Below are 13910 nucleotides of genomic sequence, written 5' to 3'. Positions count from 1 at the left end.
TCGGAATTTCTGCACGGATCCTGCGTTGGCCTTCTTCATGGGTTGGAATGAAGACGTCATCGAGAAGTTCCGCGACAGCAAGGGCACCGAGAACTACTGGGGTCCGAAGCTCGTCATCCTGCACTCGATCGGAGCGAAGTCGGGCGCCACGCACCTGAACCCGGTCGTCGGGTTCCGCAACGAGCAGGGCTGGCGCGTGGTGGCGTCGAAGGGCGGTGCGCCCGAGAACCCCGCCTGGTACCACAACCTCCTGGCGAACCCGACGTTCGAGCTCGAGGCGCTCGTCGACGGCGAGATCGTGACGCAGACCGTGACGGCGACCCAGGTTCCCGATGACGAGTGGCGCGAGGCGTACGACGCGATCGTGGCCGAGGAGGCGCAGTTCGGCGGCTACCTCGAGAAGACCGATCGCCGGATCCCGGTGCTGCAGCTCACGCCGACCGTCGGCTGAATCGGGCCGCTTTCAGCCTCCGTCTCCGATCGGGGTCCGTGGTGGGATCACCGACCGGGCGGGCGCTCCGAGGTGGTCCTCACCATTCGTTTCGCGAATGCCAGTTCCGCCTCATCGATGAGGCGGAACTGGCACTTCGATTTCGGACCTGCCGAGCGAGACCGCGGCACCGCGCCTGTGCCGACCTTCGAGCCTGCGTTGACGGGCCGTCTCGGCCTGAAGCCCGATCGTGTGCCGCGCAGCCGTTGTTGGTTGACTTGAGTCGTGTTGACTGACGACGGTCCCTCCGACTCTGAAGTAGCCGTCTGGGCGGCTCAGGCCGGTGCGGCCGTTGTTCGCGGCCGTTTCGGCGGCGAATCTCGTCGCTTCGCCCATGCCGGCGTCGATTTCTCGACTGATGCCGACTTCGAAGCCGAACGCGCGATCCGCGCGGTGCTCATGGAGCATCGGCCTCTCGACGGAGTCCTCGGCGAGGAGTTCGGCGCAAGCGGGTCATCGACGCGGCGTTGGCTCGTGGATCCCGTCTGCGGCACGCTCAACTTCGCGGCGGGCGTGCCCCTGTTCGCAGTGAACGTCGCGTTGGAGATCGACGGTGCGGTTGCGGCGGCCGCCGTCGTGGACCCGATCGCGCAGCGGGTGACCTGGACCGACGGGGAGCGGGCCTGGCAGCGAGCGGACGCGGGCGTCGATGGCGCAGGCGACCCCGACACCCCCATCGAACCCTCTCCGTCATCGACCCTCGTCTCCGTCAACCTCGAGAGCGAATACCCCGGCTCGATCGGCATGCGGCTGTTGTTCGACGAGGGATTCCGTTCGCGATTCAGCCCACGGTGCTTCTCGACGACGCTCGCGCTGTCGTGGGTGGCCGATGGCCGACAGGCGGCCTACATCACCGGCGGCGACCTCCGAGGCAGCGTGCACTGGGCCGCCGGCATCGCGCTCTGCCGGGCGGCCGGCGCGGTCGTCACCAACCTGGCCGGAGGTGCTCTGCACACCGGCGGGCACGGCCTCGTGGCGGCAGCGGATGCCGAGACCCACGCCCAGTTGCTGGCGGATCTGGATTCCGCCCGCCAGGTCGCCGAGCAGACCTGATCCCCTGGTGGCGCAGGTCACGGGGAGGGAGAGGATCGGTGGCGGATGCCGCGGGGAGGCGGCCGCCCGCGGCATCCGTCACCGTTCGGAACTAGCCCGCGAGCGTCTCGGTGTCGATGACGAAGCGGTAGCGCACGTCGCTCTTGAGCACGCGCTCGTAGGCGTCGTTGATCTGGTCGGCCGAGATGAGCTCGATCTCGGGGGCGATGCCGTGCTCGGCGCAGAAGTCGAGCATCTCCTGGGTCTCGGCGATGCCGCCGATGGTCGATCCGGCGAACGAGCGGCGGTTGGTGAACAGCGTGAACACGTTCACCGGCAGCGGCTCGGCCGGGGCGCCGACGCTCACGAAGGTGCCGTCGAGCGCGAGCAGCGAGAGGTACTTGCGCATGTCGATGGGGGCGCTGACCGTGTTGATGATGAGGTCGAAGCGGTTGCGGAGCTCGCCCCAGGTCGCGTCGTCGCTCGTGGCGTAGTAGTCGGTCGCACCGAAGGCGAGGCCGTCGTCGCGCTTGGAGAGCGTCTGCGACAGCACGGTCACCTCGGCGCCCATGGCCGCGGCGATCTTGACGGCCATGTGGCCGAGCCCGCCGAGGCCGACGACGGCGACCTTCTTGCCGGGGCCGGCGTTCCAGTGCGCGAGCGGCGAGTACGTCGTGATGCCCGCGCAGAGCAGCGGCGCGGCGGCCTCGTAGGGGATCGTGTCGGGCACCTGCAGCACGAAGTCCTGGTCGACGACGATGTGCGTCGAGTACCCGCCCTGCGTGATCGAGCCGTCGCGGTCGCGCGCGGCGTAGGTCTGGATGTTGCCCTCGACGCAGTAGTTCTCCATGCCGGCCTTGCAGTTCTCGCACTCGCGGCACGAGCCGACCATGCAGCCGACGCCCACGCGGTCGCCGACGGCGTGCTTCGAGACCTCCGCCCCGACCTCGACGACCTCGCCGACGATCTCGTGCCCGACGACCTGCGGGTAGGCGATCTCGCCCCACTCGCCGCGCACGGTGTGGATGTCGGAGTGGCAGATGCCCGCGTAGCGGATCGCGATGAGCACGTCGTTCGGGCCGACGTCGCGGCGTTCGATGGTCGTGGGCACGAGCGGCTCTGTGGCGGACGGGGCGGCGTAGGCGTGGACGGTGCGCACGGCGGACTCCTTCGGGGTCGAGCGGTGGGTGCTGCGCGCTGAGTGCGCGGGTGTCCAGCCTATGTCGGAGGCCCGGGTGATCGAACCGATTCGAGTGAAGTCGGGAGGCTCGTCGGAATGGGTCAGCGGTCGGCGAGCCGTGGGCAGGCGCGCCGGACGTGCGTCAGCGCGGCATCCGCTCCCAGCGCTCGCGGGGCATGAACGCGAGCTGCCCCTGCTTGTTCGGCAGGTCGATGACCGGGCCCGCGACGAAGCCGATGAGCGTCATGCGGTTCACCGCGCCGTCGTTGTGCACGTCGGGCTCGACGATGATGCGTCGAGCACCGGGCGACGCGAACAGGAAGTCGCCGATCACGCGCGCGATGCGGGTCGTGAAGGCGTCGACCGGGGCGCCACGGTCGCCGATGAAGAAGTGCAGGCCCACGTCACCGGGTTCGACGTCGTAGCACTCGCCGACCGGATCGTGCTCGGGCTCGTAGGTCTGCAGCAGCACGACGGGCGTGCCGTCGCGGAACACGAGGAACGCGTGGTGCGTGTCGAGCCCGTCGACGTAGGCGTAGAGGTCGCGCAGCTCCTGCCGCGACAGCTCGCCGAGGCCCCAGAACTTCGCGCGCGGCTGCGTGACCCAGGCGTGGATCACGTCGAGGTGCGCGTCGGGGTCGAGCACGAACACCTCGATCGTGCCGAGCGCGGGGTCGTGCGCCGTGTGCACGAGCTGCCCGGCGGGGCCGGTCGTGAGCCGGTCGCCCGGTCGCGTCGCGGGGCTGGGCGCCGTCGTGGTGGCACTCGGGGCGATGGTCTCGATCATGCGGGTTCCGTTCGGTCGGGGGCGGATGTCGTGGGCGGGCGCTCGTGGTCCGCTGCGACCGGTACTGCGACCTGTGCTGCGACCCGTGGCGGCGAGGCGCCGACCCACGCGGCGAGCTGGTCGGCGAAGTGGGGTGAGGCGGGATCGCCGGAGGCGCCGAACGGCACGCTCCAGCGGCTGCGGTCGCGATCGGCGAGGTCCCACGCCCAGCGGGCGACCGATCCGCGCCAGCTGCGGCGCGTGATGCCCGGCGTGGATCCGGTGCAGCGCACGGACTCGCCGTCGCCGCTCAGCGGGGCGTCGAGCGAGCGCCCGGGGTCTGCGACGCCGGGCACGTCGACGAAGACGTGGAGCGGCAGCAGCCGGTGGTCGTCGCCCCAGCGCTCGATCGGGCGGGCCGCGGCTGCGGCCAGGGCGTCGCGCACGAGCGCGTCGCGCCGGTCGGCGAGGGCCGGTGCGAGCAGCAGCGCCGGAAGCGCGGCGGCGATGCGGCCGCGGACGCCCATCCACGGGTCGAAGATCGCGCCGAACGGATGCGGTTCGTGCAGGCGCTCGAACTCGGGCAGGGCGGCGACGCGCTCGACCAGCGCCTCGCGGAAGGCCGCGAAGCGTGCGGCCGCGGGGGAGTCCGCGCCCATGACGCCGTCCCACGCGAGGAGTTCGTCGCGCGCTCGCCGCAGGTCGGCCGGCAGCTCGGCGGGCAGGTCGGCGGTTCGCGCGGCGGGCACGGCGGGCACGGCGGCGGTCTCCCCGCCGGTCTCCCCGTCGGGCTCGGCGCCGTCGAGCCCGACCCCGCTCGGCAGGAGCGCGAGCCAGTCGCCCAGTCCGCCGAGCAGTGCGTCGCCCCAGATCGGCTCGAACTCGTCGGTGCTCGCGGGGCGGCGGGTCTCGAGCAGCTCGCGGATGCGGCGTGCCCGGTGGGGTGCGGCGTAGGCGCGGCCGAGGTCGACGTCGTCGCGCGCCGGGCGCTCGTTGGCATCGACGGCGATGGTGTCGACGGCGACCGCCCGCGGCATCCGACGATCCTCGGCCGGGCGTGCGACCCGGCCATCGAGGGGCAGGCGGCGCTCGGCGTGGGGTCGGTCGGGCGCGCGCCCGACCGTCGCCGAGAGCACCTCGCCCTGCCGATCCGCGGCGAGCAGCCGGTTGACCGGGTCGACCCAGCGGCCGAACGCCGCGACGACGTCGGCCGCCGAGCGTGCGCGCAGCAGCGGGAGCAGCGCGGCGAACCCGAGGTCGTGGCCGGTGCGCGCCGGCATCCGCACGCTCCAGGCCTCGAACTCGGCGAACCCGCCGAGCCGGGCGCCGGGCAGCGGAGCGAGGTCGGTGACGACCGTGCCGCGCTCGGTCTCGATCGCCTCGACCCAGACCGGATCGCCGCCTCGCACCTCGATCAGCGAGTGCTCGACGGATGCCGCGCGCCATCCGTCGGGGCCCAGGGCCTCGATGCGGGCGTGCTCGCCGTGCCCGCCGCCGACGCGTCGCAGTCGCTCGTGGAACACGTCGACGCTGTGCGCCATCGCGTTCGTGATGCCCCACGCGGCGTGGCCCGTGTGGCCGAAGTGCGCGATGCCGGGAACGCCCGGGAACGCGAGGCCGATGACGTCGAACTCGTCGCACGCCAGCCCGACCTGCTGGTAGACGCCGGGAAGCTCGAAGAGCCGATGCGGATCGCCGGCCAGCACGGGCAGGCCCGACGACGTCAGCGACCCGTGCACGGCCCACGCGTTGCTGCCCGACGACGGGTCGACGTCGTCGGCGTACGACAGCGCGTCGACCCAGTCGCCACCGAGGGTGCGGCCGACGTGCTCGGCCCAGAGCAGGCTCGGGAACGACGAGAACAGGGCGTGCGCCACGTGCAGCACGCCGAGCGGCGCGTGCTCGGGCCAGTCGTCGAGCGGGGCGGGCCGGCCGAAGAGCGCATCGAGCTCGGCGAACTCCGCGGCGGAGGCGCCGGTGCCCGCGGTGCCCGCGGTGCCCGCAACACCCGCGCGCATGCCGCGCCGCACGCCCTCGACGTACGCCACCACGAACGCGCGGTCCTCGTCGCCGAGCGCGGCGAACGCCCGCCGAGCCGTGTCGTCGAGTCGCGCGCGGCGCGCGAACACGTCCCAGTCGAGACCCGCAGGACCGATGAGGGCGGCCAACGTGCCCTCGGCGCGACGCCGATCGACCTCGATCTGCCATCCGCGGTCGTGCGCGGTCGCCTCGCCCTGCGCGGCGGCGAGCTCGAACACGTCGCCGCCGCGCAGGTACGGGATGCCGAGCTCGTCGCGGGTGATCACGGCGGCCGGCTCAGACCGTTGCATCGGTGGTGACGGATGCCGCGGCATCCGCCCCGAACCGACGCGACCTCGCGATCGGATTCACCATCCGACCAGCGTAGATGAGCGACTCCGACTGGTTGGCGATGTCGACCATCTGCAGGGTGTTGCGCAGCTGCAGGCGGTTCAGGCACGAGTGCGCGAACGTCTCGGCGCGCAGGTCGATGCCCGACTCGAGGTGCGGGTGGGCCACCTCGTGCTCGTCGATGCACTCGGCCACGAGCGCCCAGAACGTCTGCTCGTCGAGCGTGCCGTCGCGGTGCAGGATGCCGGCGAGGTGCCGCAGCACGCCGTCGAACACGTCGGTGAAGATCGCCAGCGCCTTCTCGGTGTCGTCGACCTCGGCGATGATGCGCTGCACGTCCTCGGGCACGGGCGGCACCGCGGGCGCAGCGGGCACGCTCGTCGCGGCGGGTACCGAGGCCGCGCGCGGAGCCGACAGCAGCGCGACCTCCTCGCCGATGTCCTTCATGAACACGCCGACGGGCACGGCGTCCTCGAGGATGAGGATCAGGTTCTCGCCGTGCGGCATGAAGGCGAGGTCGTAGGCACGAAGGCAGTGCACGAGCGGCCGCAGGTAGGCGCGCAGGTACGCCCGCACCCAGTCGACGGCGGGCAGGCCGGATGCCTCGACGAGGGCGCTCGCGACCGAGGCACCCGCGGCATCCCGATGCAGCAGTGCGGCCATCGTGCTGAGCCGCTGGTTCGGCGCGAGCAGCGGAACGGGGCTCTCGCGCCAGAGCGCCGCGAGCATCTTGCGGTGCGGCGAGACGGTGCGCGTGCGGTGGTACGCATCGCCGGTGTAGCCGATCGAGGCGTGCTCGCGCAACACCCGGAACCCGGCTTCGCCGAGGGTCTGGTCGGCGCCGACGAGCCCGGCCACCCAGTCGTTGATCGCCGGCGTCACGCGCATGTACGCGGGGGAGAGGCCGCGCAGGAACCCCATGTTCTGAATGGAGAGCGCCGTCTTGACGTAGTCGCGGCTCCAGTCGTCGGCGTTGAACATCGTGCGCAGCGACTGCTGGGCGAGGTAGCGGTCGAAGCCCTCGCCGAGGAACACGAGGTTCCGCTTGGCCAGGTCGGGCGCGAACGTGATCGCCACGCGGTGCTCCCACTGCCACGGGTGCACCGGCAGCAGCAGGTAGTCGCTCGGCTCGAGTCCGGCCGAGACGAGGCGCGCCTCGAAGACGTCGAGCTGCGGCCGGCCGAGCTGCTCGCGCAGGAAGGACTGCGCCTCGAGGCCCTCGCCGAGCGCGAAGTGCGTGAACTCCCGACGCGCGGCGAGCCAGACGAGCCTGAACGGCTCGCCGGCCTCTGGCGCGTACGCCGAGTACTCGGTCACACCGAAGCCGATGCGGCCGTTGTTCGCGACGAAGCCGGGGTGGCCCTCGGTCATCGCCGATTCGATGGTCTGGAAGTCGGCGCGCGCGAGCTCGGCGGCGGTCGGCCCGCCATGCTCGAGCTTGAAGGCGCTGCTCGCCAGCGTCGACGCGATCTCCTCGAGGTAGGTCGCGAGCAGGCCGTCGGGAATCGCGAGCAGCGGCTGCAGCTCGATGATGAACGCCTGCGCGTCGAGCGGCGTCGGCGTGCCGTCGACCAGGCGTTCGAGGCTCGGCTCGTCGAGCACCCAGTGCTCGAGCTCGAAGCGGTCGGCATCGAAGCGGTACTCGACCCGTCCGCCGTCGAGGGCGAGGCGGTAGGAACGAGCGGATGCCGCGGGGCCGGCCGGCTCGGGCACCAGCAGTCGCTCGTGTGTGAACTCGGCGATCGCCTTGGCCACGAGGTGGCGCTGCGCGGTCGCCATGGCGGCCTGCGTGAGGTGCGCGGCGGGGTTCGCGGCGATGCTCGCCGGCGGGGTGAAGTCGGTGCGGGTGAGGTCGGTGCGGTGGGTCATGAGCGTCATCCGAGTCGGTCGTGGTCGGGCAGGGTGCCGAGGGCGGATGCCGCGAAGTCGGCGCGCGTGCACACCGAGAGGTTCGCGCGCTTCACGTGCTCGCCCTCGGGCACCTCGATCTCGCCGAGTACGCGGAAGCCCGCCCTGGCGTTCTTCGCGGCGATCGCCGCATTGCGCACGTCGGGCTCGACGACCACGCGCTCGGCGCCGAGCTCGTCGAAGCACCAGCGCATGACGGCCGCGAACACGGCGTCGGTGAGCCCGTGCGTCGCATGGCCCTCGGCCGGCGCGATGAGCACGTGCATGCCGAGGTCGCCGGGCTGCGCCTCGTGGATGCCGACGAGCAGCACGCGCGCGGGGTCGTAGGTCTCGGCGAGGAACGTCGCGCCGCCGTCGACCGACCCGAGCCACGAGTCCTGGTGCGGGTGGGTCGCGACCTCGCCGAGGTAGTCGGCGACCTTGTCGACGCCGAGCTCCTGCATGCCCCAGAACGCGGACTTCGGATGCGACAGCCACCGCTGCACGGTCGCGGCGTCGCCGGAGGCATCCGTCGGCCTGATCGCGATCTCGAAGTCGGTCACGACGGTCATCGGAGCACCCCCTCGGCGAAGGAGGCATCGGCTCGGCCCGCGGCACCCGGCCTGCCCGCGGCACCCGGCCTGCCGGCGACGCCCGGCCCGCCCGCGGCATCCGTCGGCACCCCGAACTGCTGGAACGCGATGCTGCGCTCGAGCGGGTAGATCTCGTGGCCGCAGATGTTGGCGATGATCTGCGCGTTGCGCCAGGCGCCGAAGCCGAGATCGGGGGCGGTGAGCCCGTGCGTGTGCTCCTCGCCGTTCTGCACGAACACGCGGCCGCGGCCGCCGTCGATGCTGTAGTCGCGGGCGACGTCGAGCCGGCCGAGCGCATCCCAGTCGAGGCGGTCGCGCACCGGGTCGAGGAACGCCGGAACCCGCGCCGAGTACCCGGTCGCGAGCACCAGCGCGTCGGTCTCGCGCTCGTGCTCGACCCCGAGCTGGGCGTGCCGCAGGCGCAGCCGGAACTGGGTGCCGTCCCACGAGGCCTCGAGCAGCTCGGTGTCGGTGAGCAGCGTCGTGGGCACCGGGCCCGAGGCGCTGAGCTCGTAGAGCGTGTCGTAGATCTCGTCGATGAGGTCGCCCGAGATGCCCTTGTAGAGGGAGCGCTGCTCACGGCCGAGCTGCTGGCGCATGGCGAGCGGCAGGCCGTGGAAGTGGTCGGTGTACTCGGGGCTCGTCATCTCGAGCGTGAGCTTGGTGTACTCCATCGGGAAGAAGCGCGGCGACCGGGTGATCCAGTCGAGGTGGTAGCCGTCGCCGGCCTCGTGGCCGGAGGTGCTGCCGGAGCCGCGCGCCTCGCCGAGCAGGTCGCGGTAGATCTCGGCGGCCGACTGCCCGCTGCCGACGACCGTGATCGACCCGCCGGCCTGCAGGCGCTCGCGGTTCGGCAGGTACTCCGAGCTGTGCACCACGACGCCGGGCAGGTCGCGCAGCGCGGCCGGGATACTCGGGGTGGTGCCGACGCCCAGCACGACGTGGCGCGCGCGGTAGGTCTCGACGTCGCCGGTCTCGAGGTCGAGCGCGCGCACGGTGTAGACGTCGGCCGCCTCGTCGTGCTCGACCGACACGACGTCGCGTCGCCAGCGGAGCGACGGCAACTGCTCGCTCGCCCACCTGCAGTACGCGTCGTACTCCGCGCGCAGCGGGTAGAAGCTCTCGCGGATGTAGAAGGGGTAGAGCCGCCCGCTCTGCTTGAGCCAGTTCACGAACGAGAACGGCGACGTCGGGTCGGCCATGGTCACGAGGTCGGCCATGAACGGCACCTGGATCGTCGCGCCGTCGAGCATCATGCCGTGGTGCCAGGCGAACCCGTCGGCGCGGTCGAGGAACACCGCGTCGAGCGCGAGCGGCTCGACGAGGCAGGCGAGTCCGAGATTGAAGGGGCCGATGCCGATGCCGACGAGGTCGTGCACGCGAGCCTCCTCGGCGGGGCGCAGCGCGTCGCCGGCGCTCATGCCACGACCTCCACGTCGCGCAGGTCGACGAGGGCCGCCGCGGCATCCTTCACCAGGTCGAGCACGTGACGGATGTCGGTGACGGATGCCTCGGGGTTCAGCAGCGTGAGCTTGAGGCAGGGCCGCCCGTCGATGACGGTCTTCGCGACGAGCGCCCGGCCCGACTCGAAGAGCACCCGCCGCACCTGGGCGACGAGGGCATCCTGCGTCTGCTCGTCGGCGCCCTCGGGGCGAACGCGGAACAGCACGGTGCTGAGCTGCGAGCGGCCGACGAGCTCGAGCTCGGGGTCGGCCGCGATCTCGTCGCCGACGACGCGCGCCAGCTCGATCACCTGGTCGAACAGCTCGCCGATGCCGTCGGCGCCCATCGCACGCAGGGTGGTCCAGAGCTTCAACGCGTCGAAGCGTCGGGTCGTCTGCAGCGACTTGTCGACCTGGTTGGGCTCCTCGTTCTCGAGCGGGTTCAGGTAGTCGGCGTGCCAGGCTGCTGCGGCGAGGTCGACCGGCTCGCGCACGACGATCGCGCTCGACGAGACCGGCTGGAAGAAGCTCTTGTGGAAGTCGACGGTGACCGAGCGGGCGCGCTCGATGCCCGTGATGAGCCCGCGGTGGCGCTGCGAGACGAGCAGTCCGCAGCCGTACGCGGCGTCGACGTGCAGCCAGACCTCGTGCGCGTCGCACAGCTCGGCGATCGCGGCGACCGGGTCGATGACGCCGCGGTCGGTCGTTCCGGCGGTCGCGACGACGGCCATCGGGATGCGGCCGGCCGCGCGGATCGCGGTGAGGGAGGCGGCCAGCGCCGCGGCATCCATTCGCCCCTCGCCGTCGTCGGGCACGCTCACGACGGCGTCGTCGCCGAGGCCGAGCAGCAGTGCCGACTTCTCGACGCTGAAGTGGCTCGACGCGGTGGCGAGGATGTTCAGGCGCGGCAGCAGCTCGGCGCGCGAGCCGCCGTGCTGGGCGAGGGTCCACTCGCGGGCGAGCAGCAGGGCGTGCAGGTTCGACTGCGTGCCGCCCGAGGTGAAGACGCCGTCGCCATGCTCGAAGCCGATGCGCTGCGCGGTCCAGGTGATGAGGCGACGCTCCATGAGCGTGCCGATCGCGGACTGGTCGTAGGTGTCGACCGAGGGGTTGACCGCGGCCAGGATCGCCTCGGCGGCCACTGCGGGCAGCGCGACCGGGCAGTTCAGGTGTGCGGTGTACGCCGGGTCGTGGAACCAGATCGCGTGCTCGAGGAAGAGCTCGTCGACCTCGCGCAGCGCCTCGGCCGTGCCGACCCCCGCCGACTCGAGGTCGACCACGTCGACGAGGTGCTGCAGTTCGGCGCGGCTCGCGCCCGAGAACGGCTGCGTGACGGATGCCACGCGAGCGGCCACGAGGCCCGTCGCACGGCCCAGAAGTTCGGTGTACTCGGGCACGGTCGAATTCATCAGCAGATCGCGCATGCGGTCGGCTCCCCTTGTCGGTCGCGGTCGGGCCGGATTGGCCGGGGGTTAGCATAGCCTTACCTAATAAGAGCCGTGCAACATGACGAAGTGTTCCGTCCCCCGTTTGCGGGGTATTCCGTGGTGAAACCCCTGATCAGACGGATGTCGCGGCGCGCCACGCCCGGGATGTCGAGTGGTCGCGATCTGCTGGATGCCGGGCACTTGAAGCCGCAGATCGTGACCACTCGCGGATCGTCGGCGGCGCGTCGGAGCGAGTCTTGCGCGTCATGCGCGGCAACATCCGGATGGGTGCTCGCGGGCCTTGATTAGGCTCCCGACGTGACCGAGACCACCGCTGCAGCACCGGCCGACGACGGCATCATCCTCGACTGGTTCATTCCGCTCACCGGCGACTCGCGCACCGACCTCAGCCAGGGCTCGGCGATGACCTACGCGGGGCAGTCCGCCGCACCGGCGAGGCGCGAGCCCGACATCGCCTACCTGTCGCAGATCGCCCGCTCGGTCGAGCAGCTCGGCTTCCATGCCGTGCTCATCCCGACCGGCGGCCGGAGTGAGGAGAGCTGGGTCGCGGCGAGCTCGCTCTCGCAGCACACGCGCGACCTCGACTACCTCGTCGCGTTCCGCCCCGGGCTCATGTCGCCGACGCTCCAGGCCCAGGTGGCGGCCACATTCCAGCGGTACAGCGGCGACCGACTGCGCGTGAACGTCGTGGTCGGCGGCGACGACGCCGAGCAGCGCAAGTACGGCGACCGCATCGGCAAAGACGAGCGGTACGCCCGCGCCGCCGAGTACCTCGGCATCGTGCGGCGGCTGTGGAACGGCGAACGCGTCGACTTCGACGGCGAGTTCCACACGATCGAGGGCGCGCAGATCCCGAAGCTCGACGTGCAGCCCGAGATCTACCTCGGCGGATCGTCGGATGCCGCGATCGACGTCGCGGCCGAGCACTGCGACGTCTACCTGACCTGGGGCGAGCCCCCGGCGCAGGCCGGCGAGAAGATCGCCCGCGTGCGGGAGGCCGCCGCCGCGCGCGGACGCACACGTCATCGCCCGCCCGACGAGCGAGGAGGCCTGGCGGCTCGCCGACGAGCTCGTCGCCGGCCTCGACCCCGAGGTCGTCGCGAAGGCCCGCGAGTCGTTCCTCTCGTCGGCCTCGGTCGGCCAGCGCCAACAGGCCGAGCTCGTCGGCGGCGGCCTGCGCCGTGAAGACCTCGAGGTTCACCCCGGGCTCTGGGCCGGCATCGGCCTCGTGCGCGGCGGGGCGGGCACCGCGCTCGTCGGCAGCTTCGAGGAGGTCGCCGCGCTCATCCGCGAATACCGAGCCGTCGGCTTCACCGAGTTCGTGCTGTCGGGCTACCCGCACCTCGAGGAGGCGTACTGGTTCGCCGAGGGCGTCGCGCCGCTGCTCGACCTCGCGCCGCGCCGCGCCTGACACGGACTGATGCCTTAGGCGCTCGGCTCCACGACGGCGAAGAAGTTCTCGGACGTGGTGGTGAGGATCGCGCCTGAATCGATCGCGATGACCCTGCCATCATCGTGCTCGTCGAACCCCCTGAGCGCTCGGCCGCTCGGAACGTGCTCGATGCGCGTCGACTGCCCATCCTTCGCCACGTACCGCAGGTCGACGACCGTTCCCTCGAGACGCGTGACACGCAACCCCTCGAGATCGTGGCGCGTCACGTGCAGGCCGCCGTCGGGGGCCACGATGCAGGTCCACGCGACCGCGTCGCCGCGATGGAGGGACTCGCCGCAGCACGCGTGCTCCCAGCCGCCGACGAACACCTCTACGCGCATGCGACCAAACATACGCGGGCCGAAGAACGCGGTGCGCCGTGCAAATTCTCATCCCGACGTTGATCACGGGCCGCACCCCGGTCTCGACGCTGACGGTCGGCCCGTTCGGCTCGTGGCTGTTCGCGCCCTTCGGGTTGTTCAGCACGGGGCCTGCGGTGGCATCCGACTCACCGGTCGTCGCGGTGTTCCTGCTCTTCGCCGGAATCTGGCTCGTCGCCACGGTGATCCCGGGGTTCACGATCGCGATCCGTCGCCTGCACGACTCGAATCTCTCCGGCGGATGGGCGCTGCTCGCCGTCATCCCGCCCGGGGGACTCGTGCTCCTGCTCCTCGCCACCAGGCGGTCACGTCCCGAAGGCGCCCGATTCGATCTCTGAGTCAAGGTTCTTCCCGGGACGGATGATTCTCGGCGCCGGCTCCACAGCCTCGACAACCGATCGGCCGACTGGGGCAACCCTGTGCGTACCTGATTCGCGAACACGAGATCGAGCGAAATCCCACCGTCTCCTGTGTGGCGACGCGGGTGGCATCCTCGGGCTTGCTCACGGACGCGCCCTACTATTGGCGCGTGCGCCCGAACACCGCCCTCATCATGACGGCCTGCCTGATGCTGCTCGCCCTCACTGGATGCGCTGCCGCTGAGGAACACTCTCCGGCGGTATCACCCAGTTCGGATCCTTCGCCGACGGCCTCCCAGGCGCCGCCCCCGGAAGCTGCATCCGCGACTTCGGAGAGTTTCGCCGCTGTGCTCGCATGCATGGAAACGGCAGGATGGGAAGTCGTCGCCGTTGGAGCCGAGCAGTTCACCGTTCCCGGCCAGACCCCGGAGCAAACACCAGCGATCCGCGAGGACTATCAATCCTGCAGTGCATCGACCGGATGGTCAGCCGAATGAGCACCGGTGGCAAGGTCAGCACTCGGCGAAGCGG

The 13910-nt window shown here is 71.4% G+C and carries 12 protein-coding genes and 1 pseudogene; 5 read left to right on the top strand and 8 right to left on the bottom strand.

Going from position 1 to position 13910, the window contains the following annotated elements:
* The first annotated feature begins 37 nt into the window (after window positions 1-37).
* The gene (locus ACFVS8_RS15820) at window positions 38-451 is read left to right on the top strand and encodes a nitroreductase/quinone reductase family protein (protein WP_387064272.1); all 414 of its coding nucleotides are present in this window, start codon (window positions 38-40) and stop codon (window positions 449-451) included.
* A gap of 264 nt (window positions 452-715) precedes the next feature.
* Window positions 716-1543, top strand: coding sequence for an inositol monophosphatase family protein (locus tag ACFVS8_RS15815; protein ID WP_387064269.1), 828 nt, complete (start codon window positions 716-718; stop codon window positions 1541-1543).
* A 91-nt stretch (window positions 1544-1634) separates the two neighbouring features.
* Here ACFVS8_RS15815 and ACFVS8_RS15810 read toward each other — a convergent pair whose 3' ends face one another.
* From ACFVS8_RS15810 to ACFVS8_RS15780, 7 genes are all read right to left on the bottom strand, one after another.
* Entirely contained in the window at window positions 1635-2681 is a 1047-nt protein-coding gene (locus tag ACFVS8_RS15810; protein WP_387064266.1) for an NAD(P)-dependent alcohol dehydrogenase, read from the bottom strand.
* Window positions 2682-2844: 163 nt separating this feature from the next.
* Window positions 2845-3489 carry a GNAT family N-acetyltransferase gene (locus ACFVS8_RS15805; RefSeq protein ID WP_387064263.1) on the bottom strand — a complete coding sequence of 215 codons (645 nt, stop codon included), beginning with the start codon at window positions 3487-3489 and terminating at the stop codon, window positions 2845-2847.
* Complete coding sequence (locus ACFVS8_RS15800; protein ID WP_387064260.1) at window positions 3486-5774, bottom strand: penicillin acylase family protein; 2289 nt, start codon at window positions 5772-5774, stop codon at window positions 3486-3488. The genes ACFVS8_RS15805 and ACFVS8_RS15800 overlap by 4 nt, the downstream gene beginning before the upstream one ends.
* Window positions 5775-5784: 10 nt before the next feature.
* Window positions 5785-7707 (bottom strand): IucA/IucC family protein, encoded by a 1923-nt coding sequence (locus tag ACFVS8_RS15795; protein ID WP_387064258.1) that lies wholly within the window; start codon window positions 7705-7707, stop codon window positions 5785-5787.
* Between the two features lie 5 nt (window positions 7708-7712).
* Window positions 7713-8297 carry a GNAT family N-acetyltransferase gene (locus ACFVS8_RS15790; protein ID WP_387064255.1) on the bottom strand — a complete coding sequence of 195 codons (585 nt, stop codon included), beginning with the start codon at window positions 8295-8297 and terminating at the stop codon, window positions 7713-7715.
* Complete coding sequence (locus ACFVS8_RS15785; protein ID WP_387064253.1) at window positions 8294-9739, bottom strand: lysine N(6)-hydroxylase/L-ornithine N(5)-oxygenase family protein; 1446 nt, start codon at window positions 9737-9739, stop codon at window positions 8294-8296. The genes ACFVS8_RS15790 and ACFVS8_RS15785 overlap by 4 nt, the downstream gene beginning before the upstream one ends.
* The gene (locus tag ACFVS8_RS15780; RefSeq protein WP_387064250.1) at window positions 9736-11184 is read right to left on the bottom strand and encodes a pyridoxal phosphate-dependent decarboxylase family protein; all 1449 of its coding nucleotides are present in this window, start codon (window positions 11182-11184) and stop codon (window positions 9736-9738) included. The genes ACFVS8_RS15785 and ACFVS8_RS15780 overlap by 4 nt, the downstream gene beginning before the upstream one ends.
* 426 nt (window positions 11185-11610) lie before the next feature.
* Between ACFVS8_RS15780 and ACFVS8_RS15775 the strand changes: the two are divergent.
* A pseudogene (locus ACFVS8_RS15775) lies at window positions 11611-12619 on the top strand (LLM class flavin-dependent oxidoreductase).
* A 14-nt stretch (window positions 12620-12633) separates the two neighbouring features.
* Here the strand turns inward: ACFVS8_RS15775 and ACFVS8_RS15770 are convergent.
* A complete protein-coding gene (locus tag ACFVS8_RS15770; RefSeq protein ID WP_387064247.1) occupies window positions 12634-12981 on the bottom strand; it encodes a DUF6578 domain-containing protein in 348 nt (115 codons plus the stop codon).
* A 38-nt stretch (window positions 12982-13019) separates the two neighbouring features.
* Between ACFVS8_RS15770 and ACFVS8_RS15765 the strand changes: the two genes are divergently transcribed.
* Both ACFVS8_RS15765 and ACFVS8_RS15760 read left to right on the top strand, forming a co-directional pair.
* Window positions 13020-13358: a DUF805 domain-containing protein gene (locus tag ACFVS8_RS15765; RefSeq protein WP_387064244.1), complete on the top strand. Its 339-nt coding sequence runs from the start codon at window positions 13020-13022 to the stop codon at window positions 13356-13358.
* Between the two features lie 191 nt (window positions 13359-13549).
* Window positions 13550-13876: a hypothetical protein gene (locus ACFVS8_RS15760; RefSeq protein WP_387064241.1), complete on the top strand. Its 327-nt coding sequence runs from the start codon at window positions 13550-13552 to the stop codon at window positions 13874-13876.
* Window positions 13877-13910: the final 34 nt, after the last annotated feature.

Source organism: Agromyces sp. NPDC058110 (assembly GCF_042884735.1).
Lineage (GTDB): Bacteria > Actinomycetota > Actinomycetes > Actinomycetales > Microbacteriaceae > Agromyces.
This window is presented reverse-complemented; position numbering and strand designations above follow the sequence as displayed.

Bases quoted from the DNA above. Each gene is read 5' to 3' on its own strand.
- ACFVS8_RS15820 (WP_387064272.1), top strand. From the start codon at position 38: ATGGGTTGGAATGAAGACGTCATCGAGAAGTTCCGCGACAGCAAGGGC.
- ACFVS8_RS15805 (WP_387064263.1), bottom strand. From the start codon at position 3,489: ATGATCGAGACCATCGCCCCGAGTGCCACCACGACGGCGCCCAGCCCC.
- ACFVS8_RS15795 (WP_387064258.1), bottom strand. From the start codon at position 7,707: ATGACCCACCGCACCGACCTCACCCGCACCGACTTCACCCCGCCGGCG.
- ACFVS8_RS15790 (WP_387064255.1), bottom strand. From the start codon at position 8,297: ATGACCGTCGTGACCGACTTCGAGATCGCGATCAGGCCGACGGATGCC.
- ACFVS8_RS15785 (WP_387064253.1), bottom strand. From the start codon at position 9,739: ATGAGCGCCGGCGACGCGCTGCGCCCCGCCGAGGAGGCTCGCGTGCAC.
- ACFVS8_RS15780 (WP_387064250.1), bottom strand. From the start codon at position 11,184: ATGCGCGATCTGCTGATGAATTCGACCGTGCCCGAGTACACCGAACTT.
- ACFVS8_RS15770 (WP_387064247.1), bottom strand. From the start codon at position 12,981: ATGCGCGTAGAGGTGTTCGTCGGCGGCTGGGAGCACGCGTGCTGCGGC.